This window comes from Pseudomonas sp. R151218B TE3479 (assembly GCF_053629195.1).
The window spans coordinates 1,966,784-1,988,430 of sequence record NZ_JBRJHV010000001.1 but is presented as its reverse complement, the minus strand read 5'-3'; the positions used below and the strand labels follow the sequence as shown (position 1 = coordinate 1,988,430).

The window sequence follows — 21,647 nt, the reverse complement described above, 5'->3', positions numbered from 1 at the left end:
GCCATCCGGCGAAATTGAGAGCCAATGAAACTTGGGAGCGAGTCCCCCGGACCGCTCATCGAGACTGTCAACTCTGTCAGTAGGCGAGATTGCGGGAAGGAGGCATAACGGCAGTGTGGCCGTGCGACGCCCGGCTATGGTCCTTTTCTGAAATCTTTAAAGTGAGTCGCCCGTACGCAACGATCAAGGCCGCCTCACAAGGAGTGACATCATGGCGAAGACGTATGCGAAACCGATGCTCAAGGATTTTCCAGCCACCGGGGAAGTCACGATCAGCTTGGCAAAGACAAAGACGTTAACCGTGAAAATTCCGGATGCAGCTTTCGACCCGTACTCGAACGCCCGACTGACTCTGGGCGTCGGCTCGACGCCTCCCACTCCGGTAGGCGCGTTTACACCTCTGACCGACGGCGAGGAAGGTACGCCACGCAAGGATGTGACAATGACGCTAACCAATACCGACTTGGCAGCTTACGTCGGCCAATTGGTTGAGCTTCGTTATGAGGTTAGCTACGAGAGCTGGGATCCCGATACATCCGAGCCGCAAATGTTGCGGATCAGCGCGTAGGGCTGGCGCTGCGATTTGTCAGACAGGCAAACAGATCGAAAACCGAACACCTTTCTCTTCGGCGAGGGATGTTTTATGTGGCGAGGGAGCTTGCTCCCGCTGGGGCGCGAAGCGGCCCCCTCATTTCCGATGCCAGATACAAGGGACTGCTTCGCAGCCCAGCGGGAGCAAGCTCCCTCGCCACAACAGCATCCCCCCGAACAGGGAGCGACTTCAGCCTTGCGCCTGCGCCTCTTCATGAGCCTGGCGTAGCCGCTCGCGGCTATTGGTCAGGTGCAAGCGCATGGCCGCACGGGCCGCGTCGGAGTCCTGGCGGGCGATGGCTTCGTAGATTTCCTCGTGCTCGCGGCTCAGGCGATCCATGTAGTGCTGGTGGTCGTCGTGGGCCAGGCGCGCCGAGTTCAGCCGGGTACGCGGGATGATGCTGGTGCCCAGGTGGGTCATGATGTCGGTGAAGTAGCGGTTGCCGGTGGACAGGGCGATTTCCAGGTGGAAGGCGAAGTCCGAGGCCACCGCGTCGCTGGCATGGGCGGCGCTTTCCTTCAAGGCGTCGAGGGCGGCGCGCATCGTCGCCAGTTGCTCTTCGCTGCGGCGCTGCGCCGCGAGCCCGGCGGACTCCACTTCCAGGCTGATGCGCAACTCCAGGATCGCCAGCACGTCCCGCAAGGTGACCACGGTGGCCGGGTCGATGCGAAAACCGCTCGGGCTGGGCGTGTCCAGCACGAAGGTGCCGATGCCATGGCGGGTTTCCACCTGGCCGGCGGCCTGCAACCGGGAAATCGCCTCGCGCACCACGGTGCGGCTGACGCCATGGGCTTCCATGATCGCCGACTCGGTGGGCAATTTATCGCCGCGCTTGAGCAGGCCGTCGCGAATCTGCTCGGTCAGCACCGTCACCAGCTCCTGCGCCAGGCTGCGGCGCTTGCGGGGAAGGCGGGGTACGTCGATCGGGTTTTCCATTGTGTCTGTGTCTCGGCAAGCGGCTGAATGACAACATCATAGCGCAACGTGGTTGTACGATCACCGTGGGTGCAGTGGCGTGTCGGGTACTGACACCGAGTCGCCTTCATCGCGAGCAAGCTCGCTCCCACATTGGATCGGTTATAGACATGAACATCCGATTCACCACAAACCCTTGTGGGAGCGAGCTTGCTCGCGATGGCGGTGGGTCAGCCGCTTCAATATCAACTGATACATCGCTATCGCGAGCAAGCTCGCTCCCACAGGTTTTGCGGTGTTTAAGCGGTCACGGTGCGCTCCACCAGTTGGCCATTTTCAATACGCACATGTCGCGGATGGAAACGTTTCAAACTGCTTCGGTGCCCGACGCTGACGATGCTCAAGCCCGGCAACTGGTCGATCAGCGCCTGGTACAGCGTCGCCTCGTCTTCTTCGTCCATCGCCGACGTAGCTTCGTCCATGTACAACCATTGCGGTGCATAAAGCAATGCGCGGGCAAAGGCCAGGCGTTGTTGCTCGCCGGGCGAGAGCATGCGCTGCCAGTGGTTGCTTTCATCCAGCCGCGGGATCAGGTGCGGCAGGCGGCAGGTTTCCAGCACCTGTGCATAACGTTCGTTGGGATAAACGTCGCCAGCCTGTGGATAACTCAACACTTCCCGCAGGCTGCCAATGGGCAGATAGGGCTTTTGCGGCAGGAACAGGTAACGCGCCGCCGGAAGCCGGATCGTTCCGTGCCCCGCAGGCCACAAATGCCCCATTGCGCGAAACAGGGTCGATTTGCCACTGCCGGAACGACCGCTGAGCATGACCCGCTCGCCCGGCGCCACACTCATATCAGCGTTGTCGAGCAGATGACGACCGTCGGCCAGATCCAAGCCGAGGTTATGAACCGCCAACGCGCTCCCCTGATTCTGCACATCGATGGCCGGCACGCGGTCTTCGTTGTCACTCATGGCCTGGCGGAAGCTCAACAGACGATCACAGGTGGCGCGCCACGCGGCAAGGTCGGCGTAGGCGCTGATGAACCAGCTGAAGTTTTCCTGCACATTGCCGAAGGCCGAGTTGATCTGCATGAGCTCGCCCAGCTGGATCTTGCCGGCGAAGTAGCGCGGCGCGGCAACGATGAACGGGAAGATGATCGCGATCTGGCCGTAGCCGGAGGTGAAGAACGTCAGGCGCTTGGACACCCGCATGATGTCCCAGAAGTTATGCCAGACCAGGCCGAAGCGCCCGCTCAGGCGGCGGTTCTCGTTGGGCTCGCCGTTGTACAGCGCAATGCTCTCGGCGTTTTCACGCACCCGGACCATGGAGAAACGCAGGTCGGCTTCGAAGCGTTGCTGGTTGTTGTTCAGGCCGATCAGACGTCGGCCGATCAGGTGCGTCAGCCAACTGCCCACCGCCGCGTACACCAACGCACACCAGAACATATAGCCCGGGATGGTATAGCCGAACACTTCGATGCTGCCCGACACGCCCCACAAGATGATCGAGAACGACACCAGGCTGACCACGGTGCGCAGCAATCCCAGCCCCAGGCCCAGGGTATTGGTGGTGAAACTGTTGAGGTCTTCAGAAATTCGCTGGTCCGGGTTGTCGGTATAGCCGCCCTGCTCCAGCCGGTAGTAATTCTTGTTGCCCAGCCAGCGGGCGAAATGCTGCTCGGTGAGCCAGGCCCGCCAACGAATGGTGAGCATCTGCGTGAGGTACAAGCGGTATACGGCGCCGAGGATCGCCACCGCCGCGATGCCGCAGAAATACAGGATCAACTGCCAGAACGCCGCGCTGTTCTTCTCCTGCAGGGCGTTGTAGAAATCCTTGTACCAACTGTTGATCCACACCGAGATCGCCACGCTGAACAGCGACAGCGCGATGACAGCGATCAACAGCGTCCAGGCCTTGCCCTTCTCCTCACTGCGCCAGTACGGCGTGGTCATTTGCCAGACACGGCGGAAAAACTGCCCGCGCACCGCGTCATTGACCGCGGAATATTCAGCGTTCTGATTCATGGTTAAGGCTCGATAAAGAAAAGAACTAGTGTCATGTTTCGCAAATACGTTTCTTTTTGACGAGTGGCTGTTGTCGTCAGGCAAGGCGCCGCGACGAGTCATAGCCCGCTATGGCGAGGAGCGGCAACGCAGCATGACGGCAACAGACGCCGTCAAAAAGGAACAGTATTTGTGATACATGACGCTGGGGCCGATCATAAAGCAACGGCCCGATGTGTCGCGAGGGTGGACAACACCTGTTCAGCGCAGGTTCAGCGACGCACGGGACGCTTCTGCAATTTGCGCTGCAAGGTCCGCCGGTGCATGCCCAGGGCACGGGCCGTGGCGGAGATATTGCCTTCGTGCTCGGTCAGCACCCGCTGGATGTGCTCCCATTGCAGGCGGTCCACCGACATGGGGTTTTCCGGTACCAGGGTGTCGAGGTCGGCGTGCTCGGACAACAGCGCCGCCAGAACATCATCGGCATCCGCCGGTTTGCACAGGTAGTTGCAGGCACCGCGCTTGATGGCCTCGACCGCGGTGGCGATGCTCGAATAACCGGTGAGGATCACCACACGCATCTCCGGATCCAGCTCCAGCAACTTGGGCAACAGCACCAGGCCCGAATCGCCGTCCATTTTCAGGTCCAGGGCGGCATAGTCCGGCAGGTCGGCCTGGGCGATGGTCAGGCCCTCTTCGGCGGAGCCTGCAGTGCTGACGCGAAAACCGCGGCGGGACATGGCCCGGGCCATGACGCGGGTAAACGTGGCGTCGTCATCCACCAGCAACAGGTGCGGCAGTTCTTCGCCGTCGACTTGGATCTCGTCACTCATGTTTCGTCTCCTCGGTCGGCATGGGGCAAGCGCAGCTCGGTGAGCGTGCCGCCTTCCTCATGGGGGTAGAGTTTCACCGAGCCGCCGGCGCGTGTCACGCTGGCTTTGCTCAAGAACAGGCCCAGGCCGAAACCTTTGCCCTTGGTGGTATAGAACGGCTTGCCGATCTGCTCGGCAATCGCCAGCGGCACACCGGCGCCGTGGTCGCGAATGCAGATGGTCAGCTCATAAGCGTTCCAGTCCAACGCCACTTCCAGGTTATCGGGACAGGCATCGGCGGCATTGTTCAGCAGGTTCAACAGCGCCTGGGTCAGGTCTGGCGGCGGTGCCATGCGCGGCACCACACCCTTGCCCAGGCACTGGAAGCGATAACTGGCTTCCGGGCGCATCAAGTGCCAGCGGTTCAGGGCATCGTCGAGCCAGAAGGTGACCGCCTGCATGTCGATGTCCAGCCGCCGATTGGCCTCGGCGGCACGCACCAGGTATTGCAGGGTTTCCTTGCAGAGCTTGACCTGGTCCTGAAGCACGCTGAGATCGTCCTGCAGTGCCGGGTCGTGATGGTCCTGGCGCATCTCCTTGAGCAGCACACTCATGGTCGCCAGCGGTGTGCCCAGTTCATGGGCGGCACCGGCTGCCTGGGTCGCCACGGCCAGCAATTGCTCGTCCCGCAGGCCCTCTTCACGACGGATGGCCCGCAGCTCTTCCTGGCGGCGCAGCTCCTCGGCCATGCGCGCGGCAAAAAACGTGATGACCGCCGCCGCCAGGGCGAAACTCAGCCACATCCCATAGATCTGCAGGTTTTCCCGGGCGATGGGGAAGGTTTCCAGCGGGTAGAACCGCACCAGCAACAAGGTGTACAGCGCCAGGGCGATGCCGGAAAGGATCAGCGAAAACCGCCACGGCAACGTCACGGCGGCGATGGTCAGCGGCACCAGGTAATAAGAGACGAAGGGGTTGGTGGAGCCGCCGGAGAAATACAGCAGCGCGCTGTGGATAAACAGGTCACACGCCAGTTGCACGGCATATTCCAGCTCGGTCACCGGCCACGAGGCACGCAGGCGAATCGCCGTCAGCGCGCAGAGCACGCTGGAACAGACCAGGGTGATCGCCAACTGCAGCCAGGGTAGCGGCAGCAAGTCGAACCAATAAGCGAGCCCCACGGAGCCGGCCTGGGCCGCCAGGACCAGAATACGGATGAATGTCAGGCGCCAGAGGTTCTGGCGGGAAGCGGAAGTCATTTGCAAAGGGGCGAGCATGAGCTCTCCTGATGAGCGCTCCAGGCGGATCGCACGGAGTATAACCAAGGCGGGGGTTGCAGCGGCAGATATGCGGCAAAGCGCCACAGCTCTCAATGCTGCATATACCCCTTGTGGCGAGGGAGCTTGCTCCCTCGCCACGGGGCTCTTCATTGGCTTCAGGACTCTGTATAGAAGTTGTAACTGTGCGAACCCACCCAGAAAAGCTAGAGTCTTATCCTTCACGCAGGCCCGGACATCACCCCTGCGCCTCATCCCAAGGAGCTTTCATGCACACGTTCAGTCGTCCCGCCGCCCTGCTCGCCCTAAGTCTCGGCACCGCCGCCAGCCTGCCGGCCCTGGCCGCCGATGAGCTTCATTACAACCAGATTTCCCTGCGCGCCGAAGTCAGCCAGGAAGTGGCCCGCGACCTGATGATCGTCACCCTCTACACCGAAGAACAGAACACCGACCCGGCCAAACTCGCCGCCACTGTCAGCACCACGGTGAACAAAGCCATCGGCCAGGCCAAAGAGGTCAAGGACATCACCCTGCGCCAGGGCAGCCGCAACAGCTACCCGATCTACGACAACAAGGGCCAGAAAATCACCGGCTGGCGTGAACGCGCCGAACTGCGCCTGGAAAGCGCCGACTTCGCCGCCCTGTCCAAACTCACCGGCGAGCTGCTGGGCGACATGAAGATGGGCGGCATGGACTTCACCATCGCCACCGCCACCCGCCAGGGCAGCGAAGATGCCTTGCTCAAGGATGCGGTCAACGCCTTCAAGGCCCGCGCTCAACTGGCCACCGAAGCCCTGGGCGGCAAGGGCTACAAGATCGTCAACCTGAACTTCAACACCAACGGCTACCCACAACCGTACATGCGCCCGCAAATGATGATGAAAGGCGCGTCCATGGATGCGGAGTCCGTGACGCCTGACGTGGAAGCGGGCACCAGCAAGGTGACGATGACGGCGGATGGGGTGGTTGAGGTGTTGTTGCAGTGATGGTGGCCTGACAGAGACATCAGCCCAGTGAAGCACCCTTGTGGCGAAGGGATTTATCCCCGCTGGGTTGCGCAGCAACCCCAAAAGCAGCGACTCAATCAACCTGACGCACCGAGGTCAGGTTTAGGTCTGCTTCGCAGCCCAGCGGGGATAAATCCCCTCGCCACAGGCCGGTGCCCGACGTTAAGTGGGCGGGCAGGCCGAACTGGCCGGCGCTTCGATCTGATCCAACGCCTTGTCCACCAGTAACTGGCACAACTCCACCAACTGATGAATCCCCAACGCCACGCTCCGACGCGTGCCCTCCACTTCAAAAGCTAGGTCTTCGGCCATGGCTTTTATCGAGGCCAGGGTTTCGGAAGTGCTGGTGAGCAGCGTATCGGGGTCGGCTTTGGCGGTGACTGAAAACAGGCTATCGATGCGCTGATCGGTGCTTGGCTCTGGTTTTTTTGGATTCAGGTAATGATCGAGGGCGCGCTCGGCGGCGGCGCGGTCTTTTAGGAGGTCTTCGATGGCGTCGAAGCCGGAAAGGGGATTGGTTTTGTTGAACGGTGGGTCGGGGACTGACTTATCCATATCTAATTCTCCTGCTTAAAATTGGAGCCATCCCTGTGTCGTTTCCACGCGACAATAAGGTGGCAGCGGTACGCGGGGTGGAAATACCGGTTAGCAGGACCCGGCCAGACCGAAGTCTGCCCACGCACAGCCGCCAAGACGCAGTTTGCAGACGAAACGAGACGTCGGCAACACGATGTTCAGCCATGCCACTACTAAAAGGTTCAGGTTTCCACACCCGGTCGCTGATTAGGCAGCGACGTTCAAAGGTTAGAGAACCCACTTCCGAGGGACAACCTTAAAAGCTTGTCGGATCTTTCGTTCTGAGGAGCAGATCCGTCCGACACCTCTGAATGATTTATACAGCCTTCCGACCCACCGCAAACCCCGTGGCGAGGGAGCTTGCTCCCGCTGGGCTGCGCAGCAGACCCAACCCAAGCGCCGCGTTGTGTCAGATAAATGGAGTCTCAGCTTTTAGGGCCGCTTCGCGCCCCAGCGGGAGCAAGCTCCCTCGCCACGGGATTAATGTTCGACGAGGACGAGGCGTGTTGCTTCAACCGGTGAATCGGGTACACCCGAAAGAAACAGGTCGGCTACAAGGCCGCCTTCGCGAGCAAGCTCGCTCCCACAATGGATCGACGTACGACCGGAGAACCAGGCCGGCTGTCAGGCCGCCTTCGCGGGCAAGCCCGCTCCCACAGGGGAAACGCGGTCCCCATCAAGAACCAGGTCGGCTATAAGGCCGCCTCGCGGTGGACGTTGATCTCGGCGCCCCGTTAACCACGCTGGCCGAACGCAGGCATTGCGCAGTGGGCATCCCGGCATGGATGCCGGGATAGCCGCGCTGGGCCATGGATGGCCCTTCGCGGCGGGCCCACGGAGCAATGCCGGAGTGAGGGCACACCGAGCCTAGGCGAGGTGCCGAGTGGTGGGGCAAAAAGCGTTTTGCTTACTTTTGCGCTTCTCAAAAGTGAGCCGCTGTAAGAGCGGAACCCTAAGTGGCCGTTACCGCAGCAATGGATATGTACCCGGTCAACAAAATCCAGGCCGGCTGTCAGGCCGCCTCGTAGAAAAGCGCTATACCCAAACCCAACAGCCCCCCTCACTTTTCGATATTTCCAACACCCCCACCCGCAACGCTACTCTCCTGAAAACCTCACCACCCCCCAAGGGATTTCATGGACAGAACCACCCTCAAGCCTTTCCTGCTCGCCCTGGCCCTGATCAGCAGCGCCCCAGTGGCCCAAGCCGCCACCACCCTGGTCTACTGCTCCGAAGCCAGCCCCGCTGGGTTCGACCCCAGCCAATACACCAGTGGCACCGACTTCGACGCCTCGGCCGAAACCGTCTTCAACCGCCTCACCCAATTCAAGCGCGGCGGCACCGAGGTCGAACCCGGATTAGCCACGAGCTGGGACGTATCCCCCGACGGCCTGACCTACACCTTCCACCTGCGCGAAGGGGTGAAATTCCACACCACCGACTTCTTCACTCCCACCCGCGACTTCAACGCCGACGACGTGCTCTTCACCTTCCAGCGCCTGCTCGACCCGCAGCACCCGTTCCGCCAGGCCTACCCCACCGAGTCGCCGTATTTCACCGACATGGGCCTGAACACCACGATCAAAAGCGTCGAGAAAGCCGACGAGCACACCGTGCGCTTCAACCTGAACAACGTCGACGCCGCCTTCGTGCAAAACCTGGCGATGAGTTTCGCCTCCGTGCAGTCCGCCGAATACGCAGCGCAGTTGTTGAAGGAAGGCAAGGCCGGCGACCTCAACCAGAAACCCGTCGGCACCGGGCCGTTCGTGTTCAAGCGCTACCAGAAGGACTCGCAGATCCGCTACGCCGCCAACACGGCGTACTGGAAACCCGAGGACGTGAAGCTCGACAATCTGATTTTCTCCATCACCCCGGACGCCGCCGTGCGCCTGCAAAAGCTCAAGCGCGGCGAATGCCAGGTCAGTGGCTACCCACGCCCGGCCGACATCGAAGTGATCGAACAGGATCCGAACCTGCAAGTGCTCAAGCAGCCGGGTTTCAACCTGGGTTTCCTGGCCTACAACGTGACACACCCGCCCCTGGACCAGCTCAAGGTCCGCCAGGCACTGGACATGGCCATCGACAAGCCGGCGATCATCAAGGCTGTGTACCAGAGCGCCGGGCAGTTGGCGCAGAACGCCTTGCCACCGGCCCAATGGTCGTTCGACCCGAGCATCCAGGACGCGCCCCACGACGTGACCAAGGCCAAGGCGCTACTGAAAGAGGCCGGGGTTGCGCCGGGTACCACCGTCAATTTATGGGCAATGACGGTGCAACGTGCGTCCAACCCCAACGCACGAATGTCGGCACAAATGATCCAGCAGGATTGGGCCAAGATCGGCATCAAGGCCAACATCGTCAGTTATGAATGGGGCGAGTACATCAAGCGTGCAAAAAATGGCGAACATGACGCAATGATCTACGGCTGGACCGGCGATAACGGCGACCCCGACAACTGGCTGGGGGTGCTGTACAGCTGCGCGGCGGTCAAGGGCAGCAACTACGCCAAGTGGTGCGACCCGGCCTACGACCGCTTGATCCAGCAGGCCAAGGTCTCGACCGACCGCCAGCAACGGATCGATCTGTACCGGCAAGCGCAGAAAATCCTCAAGCAACAGGTGCCGATCACGCCCATTGCCAACTCCACGGTCTTCCAGCCAATAAACAGGAAAGTGGTGGATTTCAAACTTAGTCCATTCGGACTGACACCCTTCTACGGCGTGGGTTTGACGAAGTAACACCCGCGCCAAACCGGTGCACCACGATTATCCGGCGCACCGGCAAGGGGCGCTTTTGGCGCCAAAAAAACACCCGCAAACGGTCAACTGCGTCAGAAGTTACACGAATGCGACATTAAGGTACGTTCGTGCCACTGTTTCAGACTTGCAACCGCTCTGGATCTTGCATTGGGTATGGGGCCTGCATAAGTATCCGCAGGACGACTCACGAGGTCGCCCTCAAATCCAAAAATGACAACAAATCATGAGGCCAACATGCTTAAACAAGCGGTCATTCCGTTTTTAGTCGGCGCAAGCTTATTAGCCAGCGCACCTTTCGCCCAAGCCGCGACTAACCTGGTGTTCTGCTCCGAAGGGAGCCCGGCCGGTTTTGACCCGGGTCAGTACACCACCGGAACCGACTTCGACGCCTCTGCAGAGACCATGTTCAACCGTCTGACTCAGTTCGAACGCGGCGGCACCGCTGTGATTCCTGGCCTGGCGACCAAGTGGGATATTTCCGAAGACGGCCTGACCTACACCTTCCACCTGCGTGAAGGCGTCAAGTTCCACACCACCCCGTACTTCAAGCCGACCCGCGAATTCAACGCCGATGACGTGCTGTTCACCTTCAACCGCATGATCAACAAGGACGACCCGTTCCGTAAGGCCTACCCGACCGAATTCCCGTACTTCACCGACATGGGGATGGACACCAACATCACCAAGATCGATAAAGTCGACGACCACACCGTCAAGTTCACCCTCAAGGATGTCGACGCCGCGTTCATCCAGAACATGGCCATGAGCTTCGCCTCGATCCAGTCCGCCGAGTACGCCGCCCAACTGCTCAAGGAAGGCAAGGCACCGGACATCAACCAGAAGCCAGTGGGCACCGGCCCGTTCGTGTTCAAGAGCTACCAGAAAGACTCCAACATCCGCTACACCGGGAACAAAGACTACTGGAAGCCTGATGACGTGAAGATCGACAACCTGATCTTCGCCATCACCACCGATCCGTCGGTGCGCATGCAGAAACTCAAGAAAAACGAATGCCAGATCACCCTCTTCCCACGCCCGGCCGACCTCAAGGCCCTGAAAGAAGACAAAACCCTGAAGATGCCTGACCAGGCTGGCTTCAACCTGGGCTACATCGCCTACAACGTGATGGACAAGATCAAGGGCAGCAACGAGCCGAACGTACTGGCCAACCTGAAGGTCCGCCAGGCGCTGGACATGGCGGTCAACAAGCCGCAGATCATCGATTCGGTCTACCAAGGCGCAGGCCAACTGGCCGTCAACGCCATGCCGCCGACCCAATGGTCCTACGACACCACCATCAAGGACGCCAAGTACGACCCAGAGAAAGCCAAGGAGCTGCTTAAGGAAGCCGGCGTCAAGGAAGGCACCAACATCACCCTGTGGGCGATGCCGGTCCAGCGTCCATACAACCCGAACGCCAAGCTGATGGCCGAGATGCTGCAGTCCGACTGGAAGAAAATCGGCCTGAACGTCAACATCGTCAGCTACGAATGGGGCGAGTACATCAAGCGTTCCAAGGGCGGCGAGAACCAGGCGATGATCATCGGCTGGAGCGGCGACAACGGTGACCCGGACAACTGGCTCAACGTGCTGTTCGGCTGTGATTCGCTGGCCGGCAACAACTTCTCCAAATGGTGCGACAAGAAATTCGACGGTCTGGTCAAGGAAGCCAAGCGCACCACCGACCAGGCCAAGCGCACCGAACTGTACAAACAGGCACAACACGTCCTCAAGGATGCCGTGCCCATGACACCTATCGCTCACTCGACGGTGTATCAACCCATGCGCGCCAACGTGCAGGACTTCAAGATCAGCCCCTTTGGCTTGAATTCCTTCTACGGCGTCAGCGTCAGCAAATAAGGTGACCTGTGGCGAGGGAGCTTGCTCCCGCTGGGCCGGTCCGACGCTTCGGGCGTAGCGGCCTCTCCTGTGAGCGCGATGGCGGTGTACCAACAACGCCATCGCGAGCAGGGCTCGCTCCCACGGCATACCGTTGCTTTGCGCCAGACCTAGGAAAACGCCTACATCCAAAAGCACTGCGTACCACAGCAGTTGGTTTGGGACGTATCGCCTTTTCCCACGAGTCTTTCAGGCATTACGCATTTACCGCCCGGCCCACGGCTCATACCGTCGGCACTTGGACGACTTGCCAGCCCTGCGGCATCGCTACGCAATGGAATGAACCCAGTGCCCCAGACCTGTCCCCGGAAGGACGCCGGTTCACTGTTAAAACACCCCGAACGAGAGAGGGAGCGTCATGCGCCATACCTTGGTTTTATCCGCATTGCTGGGCACCGGCCTGTTGGCCGCGACGTCCGCAGCCCAGGCCGCCGGCGGTAGCCTGGTGTTCTGTTCCGAAGGCAGCCCCGCCGGTTTCGACACCGCGCAATACACCACGGCCACCGACAACGATGCCGCCGAGCCGCTGTACAACCGCCTGGCCGAGTTCGAAAAAGGCGCGACCAACGTCGTTCCAGGCCTGGCAACCCGCTGGGACATTTCCGAAGATGGCTTGAAGTACACCTTCCACCTGCGCGAAGGGGTGAAGTTTCACACCACCGACTACTTCACGCCGACCCGGGATTTCAACGCCGACGACGTACTGTTCACCTTCAACCGCATGCTTGATCCGCAGCATCCGTTTCGCAAGGCCTACCCCACCGAGTTCCCCTACTTCAACGGCATGAGTCTGAACAAGAACATCGCCAAGGTGGAAGCGACCGGGCCATTGACCGTGGTCATGACCCTCAACAGCGTGGACGCCGCATTCATCCAGAACATCGCCATGAGTTTCGCCGCGATCCTGTCGGCCGAATACGCCGACCAGTTGCTCAAGAGCGGCAAGCCGAGCGACATCAACCAGAAGCCGATCGGCACCGGGCCGTACGAGTTCAAGAGCTACCAGAAAGACTCCAACATCCGCTACGTCGCCAACCAGCAGTACTGGGCCCCGGAGCGGGTGAAGCTGAACAATCTGATCTTCTCCATCAACACCGATGCCTCGGTGCGAGTGCAGAAGCTCAAGGCCAACGAATGCCAGATCACCCTGCATCCGCGTCCGGCCGACGTGCCGGCCTTGAAGAATGACCCCAAGCTGCAACTGATCGAGAAGCCCGGCTTCAACCTCGGCTACATCGCCTATAACACCCGCCACAAACCGTTCGATCAGGTCGAAGTGCGCCGGGCGCTGGACATGGCGGTGAACAAGCAAGGCATTCTCAATGCCGTGTACCAGGGCGCGGGTCAACTGGCGGTCAACGCCATGCCGCCGACGCAGTGGTCCTACGACGACACCATCAAGGACGCCGCCTACAACCCGGAAAAAGCCAAGGAGTTGCTCAAGGCCGCCGGGGTCAAGGAAGGCACCGAAATCACCCTCTGGGCCATGCCCGTGCAGCGTCCGTACAACCCCAACGCCAAGCTGATGGCCGAGATGCTCCAGGCCGACTGGGCGAAGATCGGCTTGAAAGTGAAGATCGTCAGCTACGAATGGGGCGAGTACATCAAGCGCACGAAGAACGGCGAACACGACATCAGCCTGATCGGTTGGACCGGTGATAACGGGGACCCGGACAACTGGCTCGGCACCCTGTACAGCTGCGACGCCATTGGTGGCAACAACTACTCCATGTGGTGCGACCAGGACTACGACAAGCTGATCAAGCAGGCCAAGGTCGTCACCGACCGCGACCAGCGCACCGTGCTCTACAAACAGGCCCAGCAATTGCTCAAGCAACAAGTGCCGATCACCCCTATTGCCCACTCCACGGTCAACCAGCCGCTGAGTGCAAAAGTCGAAGGGTTCAAAGTCAGCCCCTTCGGTCGCAATGTCTTTTCGGGCGTCAGCCTGAACCCATAACCGTTAGCCACACAGCGCGGGCTTCCTATGGAAGCCCCACGCCGACGTCTTGCCGTAATTCGCCAATCAGGCATCAAGCAAACGTTTGCAGGCTGTGAATGAGTTGTAAAACCGATAGCCGTATCACCAAAAAAGAACGGCATGAAAAAGAAAGCAAAGGAGCGTTACCGATGAAACTGAGCAACACCGCAATACTGGCCTTGGCCATCAGCAGCATTAGCGCAACAGCTTTTGCAGAATCCCAGAGCCAGGCGGTCACTCCAGTGACCCTCAAGACCACCAGCGAGCAAAGCGAAGCCAAGGGTTTCATCGACGGCCAGTCGATCACTGGCAGTACGCGCAACTGGTACGCCAACGAGCAATTCAAACGCGGCACCAAGCTCACCTATCGCAAGAACGGTGAAGCACGCGAGACCGACCGCCGGATCAACTGGCTGCAAGGCACCATCATCAAGTACAACTCGGGCTTCACCGAGGGCACCGTGGGCTTCAGCACCGAACTGGCCGCCTACAACGCCATCGCCCTGGACCAGGACCGCAAGGACCTGGCGTCCAACAACGGCGGTGCACCGACCACCCGTCCTGGCGCCGGCAACAACCGTACCCTGACCCGCGAAGGCGGCGACGCCGTGGGCCAGTGGAGCAAACTGGGCCTGGCCAACCTCAAGGCTCGCATCTCCAATACCACCCTGACCGCCGGCCGCCAGAATTTCAGCAGCCCGATGGTCGACGTCATCGGCAACCGTGCCCTGCCCTCCAGCTTCCAGGGTGTGAGCCTGCACAGCGAAGAATTCGAAAACCTGGCGTTTGACATCGCCACCTTCGACCGCAACTCGCCGCGTACTGAAGAGAGCCAGCGCAAGTTCCGCTCCGAATACGGTGACAGCAGCGTCGAGACCGATCACGTCAACACCGCCGGTATCACTTACCAGCCACTGGCCAGCCTGAAGACCAGCCTCTGGGCGACCCAGGCCGAGGACATGTGGAACCAGTACTATTTCGGCGCCACCCATGAGCTGGGCGACAGCTCGGTGCTGAGCCTGACCACCGGCCTGAACTACTACAAGACCGTGGACTCGGGCAAAAGCAAGCTGGGCGAGATCGACAACGACACCTACTCCCTGTCGTTCGGCCTGACGCACCAGGCCCACAGCCTGACGTTCTCGTACCAGGAAGTGAACGGTAACGAGTACTTCGACTACCTGCACGAAACCAACGGCATCTACCTGGCCAACTCCCTGCTGTCGGACTTCAACGGCCCGAACGAGAAATCCTTCCAGATCGCCTACGGTCTGAACATGGCTGAATACGGCGTGCCGGGCCTGAAGTTCAACATCTACCAGGCGCGCGGTTGGGGTATCGACGGTACGCACTACAACAGCACCGGCTACAGCGATGTCCGGGCGATGGACGGTGAGCACCACTACGAATACGGCGTCGGTGCGTCCTATGCCGTACAGAGCGGCCCTCTGAAAGCCACCGCTATCCGTGCCACCTACACCGCACACCGCGCCAGCGAAAACCAGGCCGATGGCAGCCTCAACGAGTTCCGCCTCGTTACCACCATCCCGTTCAACATTCTCTAAACTGCCACCGGGCGGTCGACTCACAAGGTTGACCGCCCGGTCTTTTGCCATTGACCCGATTGCAGAGGATTGACGATGAACATGACCCCCCTACGCGCCGCCATCGCCGCCGCATTGCTGAGTGTCGCCGTTGGCGCCACGGCCAAACCCCTGGTGGTTTGCACAGAAGCCAGCCCGGAAGGCTTCGACATGGTCCAATACACGACTGCAGTCACCGCCGACGCCGTGGCGGAAACCATTTTCAACCGCCTGGCCGACTTCAAGCCCGGCACCACCGAGGTGATTCCGGCCCTGGCCGAATCCTGGGACATCAGTGACGATGGCCTGACGTACACCTTCCACCTGCGCAAGGGCGTCAAGTTCCACACCACCGAATACTTCAAGCCGACCCGCGACATGAACGCCGACGATGTGGTCTGGAGCTTCCAGCGCCAGCTGGACCCGAATCACCCGTGGCACAAACTGTCGAGCGTGGGCTTCCCCTACTTTGAAAGCATGGGCTTCAAGGAACTGCTAAAAAGCGTCGAGAAAGTCGACGAGCACACGGTCAAGTTCAGCCTGACCCGCCGCGAAGCGCCATTTTTGGCCGACATCGCCATGGCCTTCTCCTCGATCTACCCGGCCGAATACGCCGACCAGTTGCTCAAGGCCGGCAAGGCCGGCGATCTCAACAGCAAGCCGGTCGGTACCGGGCCGTTCGTCTTCCAGCGCTACAACAAGGACGCCCAGGTGCGCTTCAAGGCCAACCCGGACTACTTCCGTGGCAAGCCACCGGCCGATGCGCTGGTATTGGCCATCGCCACCGACAACAACGTGCGCATGCAGAAGCTCAAGACCAACGAGTGCCAGATCGCGTTGTACCCCAAACCCGATGACATCCCCAGCATCAAGAAAGACCCGAACCTGAAGGTCGCTGAACTGGACGCGATGACCGTCTCCTACACCGCCCTGAACACCAGCCACAAATACATGAGCGACGTGCGGGTGCGCAAAGCCATCGACCTGGCCTTCGACAAGGAAGCCTACGTCAACGCGCTGTTCGGCAAGGGCAACGCCACCGTGGCGGTCAACCCGTACCCGCCGACCCTGCTGGGCTTCAACCACGACCTGAAGAACCCGCCCCGCAACCTCGACAAGGCCCGCGAGCTGCTCAAGGAAGCCGGCGTGCCGGAAGGCACCGTGTTCACCCTGTTCACCCGCAACGGCGGCGGCCCGACCAACCCCAACCCGATGCTCGGCGCGCAGATGATGCAGGCGGACCTGGCGAAGGTCGGGATCAAGGTCGACATTCGCGTGATGGAATGGGGCGAAATGCTCAAGCGCGCGAAAAACGGCGAGCACGACATGGTCTCCGCCGGATGGGCGGGCGACAACGGCGACCCGGATAACTTCCTGACGCCTATGCTCAGTTGCGAAGCGGCCAAGAACGGCGAAAACTACGCGCGCTGGTGCAACGAGAAATTCCAGGCCCTGATCGACCAGGCCCGCGCCACAGTGAACCCTGAGGAGCGTACCAAGCTCTATGAGCAGGCCCAGGTGATTTTCAACCAGGACCAACCGTGGATCAGCATGGCCCACACTCGCATGTTCACAGCAATGCGCAACAACGTAGAGGGTTATGTAATTAGCCCGCTCACCACCAATAACTTCGCCACCACCCAGGTGAAGTAGATAAGAAAACGCCCGGTGGCCCTTACCCAAGGGCTGCCGGGCACGCCTAACCGGCTGATGAGGTACACCTGAAGATGTTTAGTTTTATTGCCCGCCGACTGGGATTATTGATCCCCACGTTCTTCGGCATCACCTTGCTGACCTTCGCGTTGATTCGCATGATCCCCGGCGACCCCGTGGAAGTGATGATGGGCGAACGTCGGGTCGATCCCGAAATGCATGCACAGGCAATGGAACGCCTTGGCCTCAATAAACCGCTGTATGCCCAGTACCTGGACTACATCGGCAAGCTGGCCCACGGCGATCTCGGCGAATCGCTGCGTACCCGTGAAAGCGTATGGACCGAGTTCAGCTCCCTGTTTCCCGCGACCCTGGAACTGTCCATGGCCGCCCTGTTGTTCGCCGGTATCCTGGGCCTGCTGGCCGGGGTGATCGCGGCACTCAAGCGAGGATCCCTGTTCGACCATGGGGTGATGGGCATCTCCCTGGCGGGGTATTCGATGCCGATCTTCTGGTGGGGCCTGATCCTGATCATGTTCTTCTCGGTATCCCTGGGCTGGACGCCAGTGTCGGGACGGATCGACCTGCTTTACGACATCGAGCCGAAAACCGGCTTCATGCTGATCGACACGCTGTTGGCCGACGAGCCGGGCGCGTTCCTCGATGCCCTGCACCACCTGATCCTGCCCGCCATCGTGCTGGGCACCATTCCGCTGGCGGTGATCGCCCGCATGACCCGTTCTTCGATGCTCGAAGTGCTGCGTGAAGACTACATCCGCACCGCCAAGGCCAAAGGCCTGTCGCCGTCGCGCGTGGTGTTCGTGCATGGCCTGCGCAACGCACTGATCCCGGTGCTGACCGTGGTCGGCCTGCAAGTCGGCACGCTGCTGGCCGGTGCGGTCCTGACCGAAACGATCTTCTCCTGGCCGGGCATCGGCAAGTGGCTCATCGAAGCCATCGGCGCCCGGGACTACCCCGTGGTACAGAACGGCATCCTGTTAATCGCCTGCCTGGTGATTCTGGTCAACTTCGTCGTGGACATCCTCTACGGCTTTGCCAACCCACGCATCCGTCACCAGCGCTGAGATCAAAACCATGAGTACTCCAACTACCGCGGTAGCAGTCGATCAAAGCCTGCTGTACCCATCCCCCTACAAAGAATTCTGGCACGCGTTTTCCCGCAACAAGGGCGCCGTGGCCGGGCTGTTGTTCATGATCCTGATCGTGTTCTGCGCGATCTTCGCCCCGTGGGTCGCGCCCCATGACCCGAGCGAGCAATATCGCGACTTCCTGCTGACGCCGCCGGCCTGGCTCGAAGGCGGGCAGATCCAGTTCCTGCTGGGCACCGACGAACTGGGCCGCGATTTGCTGTCGCGCCTGATCCAGGGTTCGCGCCTGTCGCTGCTGATCGGTTTGTCATCGGTGGTGATGTCGCTGATCCCGGGCATCCTGCTGGGGCTGTTCGCCGGGTTCTTCCCGCGCATCCTCGGCCCGACCATCATGCGCCTGATGGACATCATGCTCGCCCTGCCTTCGCTGCTGCTGGCCGTGGCGATCGTCGCCATCCTCGGCCCAGGCCTGATCAACACCGTGATCGCCATCGCCATCGTGTCGCTGCCGTCCTACGTGCGCCTGACCCGTGCCGCGGTGATGGGCGAACTGAACCGTGACTACGTCACCGCCGCCCGCCTGGCCGGTGCCGGCCTGCCGCGCCTGATGTTCATCACCGTGCTGCCCAACTGCATGGCACCGCTGATCGTCCAGGCGACGCTGAGCTTTTCCTCGGCCATCCTCGACGCCGCCGCCCTGGGCTTCCTCGGCCTCGGCGTGCAGCCGCCGACCCCGGAGTGGGGCACCATGCTGGCCTCGGCCCGGGACTACATCGAACGCGCCTGGTGGGTCGTGAGCCTGCCTGGCTTGACCATTTTGCTCAGCGTGCTGGCAATCAACCTGATGGGCGACGGTTTGCGCGATGCGCTGGACCCGAAACTCAAGAATGCCGCCTGAGGAGATTCCCATGTCACTGCTAGAAATCAAGAATCTCAACGTTCGCTTCGGCGATGCCACCGCCGTGCCGGTAGTCGATGGCCTGGACCTGAGCGTGGAAAAAGGCGAAGTCCTGGCGATCGTCGGCGAATCGGGCTCGGGTAAATCCGTGACCATGATGGCGCTGATGGGCCTGATCGAGCACCCCGGCATCGTCACCGCCGATGCGCTGAACTTCGACGGCAAGAACATGCTCAAGCTGAGCAACCGCCAGCGCCGGCAGATCGTCGGTAAAGACCTGGCAATGGTCTTCCAGGACCCGATGACCGCGCTCAACCCCAGCTACACCGTGGGTTTCCAGATCGAAGAAGTGCTGCGCCTGCACCTGAAAATGTCCGGCAAGGCCGCCCGCAAGCGCGCCATCGAATTGCTGGAAAAAGTCGAGATCCCGGGCGCTGCCAGCCGCATGGACGCCTACCCGCATCAGTTGTCCGGCGGCATGAGCCAGCGCGTGGCAATTGCCATGGCCATTGCCGGCGAGCCGAAGTTGCTGATCGCCGACGAACCGACCACCGCCCTCGATGTGACCATCCAGGCCCAGATCATGGACCTGCTGCTGGCCCTGCAAAAAGAGCAGGACATGGGCCTGGTGCTGATCACCCATGACCTGGCCGTGGTGGCTGAAACCGCCCAACGCGTGTGCGTGATGTACGCCGGCCAGGCCGTGGAAGTGGGCCAGGTGCCGCAACTGTTCGACATTCCTGCCCACCCCTACAGCGAAGCGCTGTTGGCGGCGATTCCGGAGCACAGCATGGGCGCCGAGCGCCTGGCGACCCTGCCGGGCATCGTGCCCGGTCGCTACGACCGTCCGCAAGGCTGCCTGCTGTCGCCGCGCTGCCCGTACGTGCAGGACAACTGCCGTCAACAACGCCCGGCCCTCGATCCGAAATCCAACAGCCTCGCCCGCTGCTTCTACCCGTTGAACCAGGAGGTGGCGTGATGGCCGTCGTACTTACCGCCCGTGACCTGACCCGTCATTACGAAGTGTCCCGTGGCATGTTCAAGGGCCATGCGACCGTGCGCGCCCTCAACGGTGTGTCGTTCGAACTGGAAGCCGGCAAGACCCTGGCCGTGGTGGGTGAATCCGGTTGCGGCAAATCCACCCTCGCCCGGGCCCTGACGCTGATCGAAGAACCGTCCTCCGGCTCCTTGAAAATCGCCGGCCAGGAAGTGACCGGCGCCAACAAGGCCGAACGCAAGCAATTGCGCAAAGACGTGCAAATGGTCTTCCAGAGCCCTTATGCGTCCCTCAATCCGCGGCAGAAGATCGGCGATCAACTGGCCGAGCCGTTGCTGATCAACACCAACCTGTCGGCCACCGAGCGGCGGGAAAAAGTCCAGGCGATGATGAAGCAGGTGGGTTTGCGCCCCGAGCATTACCAGCGCTACCCGCACATGTTCTCTGGCGGCCAGCGCCAGCGCATCGCCCTGGCCCGCGCCATGATGCTGCAACCCAAGGTGCTGGTGGCGGACGAACCGACGTCGGCGCTGGACGTGTCGATCCAGGCCCAGGTGCTGAACCTGTTCATGGATTTGCAGCAGGAATTCAACACCGCCTACGTGTTCATTTCCCACAACCTGGCGGTGGTGCAGCACGTGGCCGATGACGTGATGGTGATGTACCTCGGCCGCCCGGTGGAGATGGGGCCCAACGAGTCCATCTACAGCCGCCCGTTGCACCCGTACACCCAGGCGCTGCTATCGGCCACACCGACCATCCACCCGGACCCGAACAAGCCGAAGATCAAGATCGTCGGTGAACTGCCCAACCCGCTCAACCCACCGTCCGGCTGCGCCTTCCACAAGCGTTGCCCGTACGCCACCGAGCGTTGCAAGACGGAAGAACCGGCCTTGCGGCCGCTCGATAACCGCCTGGTCGCGTGTCACTACGCCGAGCGGTTCCTCGACGGCGCGGCGTAAGGCAAAAGGCAGACAGAACACTTGTGGCGAGGGAGCTTGCTCCCTCGCCACAAGGGTACGTTTTCGCTTTTGGTTATGCACTCGTATAAAAAAACCCCTCCAGCCCCGACTGAGTCTCAGTCGGGGCTGGAGGGGTTTTCTTCAGGGCAGAAGTCTACGTCTGGCTATCACCTTCGTCGGCATCGTCGCCCTCACCACTCTCCCCGCCGTCGTCGGGGTCCTGTTCGATCGTCGAGTCATCGCCATCCTGATCACCCGACTCCTGTGTGGTGGTCGCGGCAAGCATCATCTCGCCTTGCGCCACTTGCCCAGTCGACGCCTGCTTCTCATGCTCATCGCATTCGGCCCATGCGGCGGTAGAGCCCAGGGACAGCATCACCAAAACCTTCAGCAAAAACATCATGCGTAGAAGCTTGTTCATAGCCAACTCCTTCTTTTCCGGATGAAGCCGAGGCCGACGGCGCTCAAGAAATCTAGTTCTGAACAGGCCGGTTCACCAGATAGGACGCTGCATGACAGGCAGAAATGCCGCTGCCCGACAGATTGGTTTCGAATAAGGGTTATCTCCAATCCAACTAACCCCCAAAACCCAGTGTGGGAGCGAGCTTGCTCGTGATGACG

At 60.9% G+C, this 21,647-nt stretch carries 17 protein-coding genes; 11 read left to right on the top strand and 6 right to left on the bottom strand.

Annotated elements, in window-relative coordinates; translation table 11 throughout:
* Positions 1–211 precede the first annotated feature (211 nt).
* Positions 212–568 carry a hypothetical protein gene (locus tag AB7M32_RS08750; protein ID WP_092171489.1) on the top strand — a complete coding sequence of 119 codons (357 nt, stop codon included), beginning with the start codon at positions 212–214 and terminating at the stop codon, positions 566–568.
* Positions 569–781: 213 nt separating this feature from the next.
* On the opposite strand, the gene AB7M32_RS08745 is transcribed toward AB7M32_RS08750, so the two are convergent.
* From AB7M32_RS08745 to AB7M32_RS08730, 4 genes are all read right to left on the bottom strand, one after another.
* Positions 782–1,528 carry a FadR/GntR family transcriptional regulator gene (locus tag AB7M32_RS08745; protein WP_092171484.1) on the bottom strand — a complete coding sequence of 249 codons (747 nt, stop codon included), beginning with the start codon at positions 1,526–1,528 and terminating at the stop codon, positions 782–784.
* A gap of 278 nt (positions 1,529–1,806) precedes the next feature.
* Complete coding sequence (locus tag AB7M32_RS08740) at positions 1,807–3,534, bottom strand: ABC transporter ATP-binding protein/permease (protein ID WP_072410830.1); 1,728 nt, start codon at positions 3,532–3,534, stop codon at positions 1,807–1,809.
* Between the two features lie 251 nt (positions 3,535–3,785).
* Positions 3,786–4,346, bottom strand: a complete 561-nt coding sequence (locus tag AB7M32_RS08735) for a response regulator transcription factor (protein WP_003177957.1) — start codon at positions 4,344–4,346, stop codon at positions 3,786–3,788.
* The gene (locus AB7M32_RS08730; RefSeq protein ID WP_072410828.1) at positions 4,343–5,602 is read right to left on the bottom strand and encodes an ATP-binding protein; all 1,260 of its coding nucleotides are present in this window, start codon (positions 5,600–5,602) and stop codon (positions 4,343–4,345) included. Before AB7M32_RS08730 ends, AB7M32_RS08735 begins: the two co-directional genes overlap by 4 nt.
* A 269-nt stretch (positions 5,603–5,871) precedes the next feature.
* On the opposite strand from AB7M32_RS08730, the gene AB7M32_RS08725 reads away from it, so the two are divergent.
* Positions 5,872–6,588 carry an SIMPL domain-containing protein gene (locus AB7M32_RS08725; protein WP_454249671.1) on the top strand — a complete coding sequence of 239 codons (717 nt, stop codon included), beginning with the start codon at positions 5,872–5,874 and terminating at the stop codon, positions 6,586–6,588.
* A gap of 183 nt (positions 6,589–6,771) precedes the next feature.
* Here the strand turns inward: AB7M32_RS08725 and AB7M32_RS08720 are convergent, their stop codons facing one another.
* Entirely contained in the window at positions 6,772–7,164 is a 393-nt protein-coding gene (locus AB7M32_RS08720; protein WP_454249670.1) for a DUF6124 family protein, read from the bottom strand.
* 1,157 nt (positions 7,165–8,321) lie between these two features.
* Between AB7M32_RS08720 and AB7M32_RS08715 the strand changes: the two genes are divergently transcribed.
* The 9 genes from AB7M32_RS08715 (at position 8,322) to AB7M32_RS08675 (ending at position 21,026) form a co-directional block, all read left to right on the top strand.
* Positions 8,322–9,923: an ABC transporter substrate-binding protein gene (locus tag AB7M32_RS08715; protein WP_454249669.1), complete on the top strand. Its 1,602-nt coding sequence runs from the start codon at positions 8,322–8,324 to the stop codon at positions 9,921–9,923.
* Between the two features lie 255 nt (positions 9,924–10,178).
* Positions 10,179–11,804: an ABC transporter substrate-binding protein gene (locus tag AB7M32_RS08710; protein ID WP_454249668.1), complete on the top strand. Its 1,626-nt coding sequence runs from the start codon at positions 10,179–10,181 to the stop codon at positions 11,802–11,804.
* A 397-nt stretch (positions 11,805–12,201) separates the two neighbouring features.
* Positions 12,202–13,803 (top strand): ABC transporter substrate-binding protein, encoded by a 1,602-nt coding sequence (locus AB7M32_RS08705; RefSeq protein WP_454249667.1) that lies wholly within the window; start codon positions 12,202–12,204, stop codon positions 13,801–13,803.
* A 170-nt stretch (positions 13,804–13,973) separates the two neighbouring features.
* Positions 13,974–15,389 carry an OprD family porin gene (locus tag AB7M32_RS08700; RefSeq protein WP_454249666.1) on the top strand — a complete coding sequence of 472 codons (1,416 nt, stop codon included), beginning with the start codon at positions 13,974–13,976 and terminating at the stop codon, positions 15,387–15,389.
* A gap of 75 nt (positions 15,390–15,464) precedes the next feature.
* Positions 15,465–17,060, top strand: a complete 1,596-nt coding sequence (locus AB7M32_RS08695; protein ID WP_454249665.1) for an ABC transporter substrate-binding protein — start codon at positions 15,465–15,467, stop codon at positions 17,058–17,060.
* A 74-nt stretch (positions 17,061–17,134) separates the two neighbouring features.
* Complete coding sequence (locus AB7M32_RS08690) at positions 17,135–18,145, top strand: ABC transporter permease subunit (RefSeq protein WP_030139822.1); 1,011 nt, start codon at positions 17,135–17,137, stop codon at positions 18,143–18,145.
* Between the two features lie 10 nt (positions 18,146–18,155).
* Entirely contained in the window at positions 18,156–19,067 is a 912-nt protein-coding gene (locus AB7M32_RS08685; RefSeq protein ID WP_072411260.1) for an ABC transporter permease subunit, read from the top strand.
* A 10-nt stretch (positions 19,068–19,077) separates the two neighbouring features.
* Positions 19,078–20,046 (top strand): ABC transporter ATP-binding protein, encoded by a 969-nt coding sequence (locus AB7M32_RS08680; protein WP_014336599.1) that lies wholly within the window; start codon positions 19,078–19,080, stop codon positions 20,044–20,046.
* On the top strand, positions 20,046–21,026 hold the full coding sequence (locus tag AB7M32_RS08675) for a peptide ABC transporter ATP-binding protein (RefSeq protein ID WP_454249664.1): 981 nt from the start codon (positions 20,046–20,048) through the stop codon (positions 21,024–21,026). The genes AB7M32_RS08680 and AB7M32_RS08675 overlap by 1 nt, the downstream gene beginning before the upstream one ends.
* Before the next feature lie 154 nt (positions 21,027–21,180).
* On the opposite strand, the gene AB7M32_RS08670 is transcribed toward AB7M32_RS08675, so the two are convergent.
* Positions 21,181–21,447, bottom strand: coding sequence for a hypothetical protein (locus AB7M32_RS08670; RefSeq protein WP_454249663.1), 267 nt, complete (start codon positions 21,445–21,447; stop codon positions 21,181–21,183).
* Positions 21,448–21,647 lie beyond the last annotated feature (200 nt).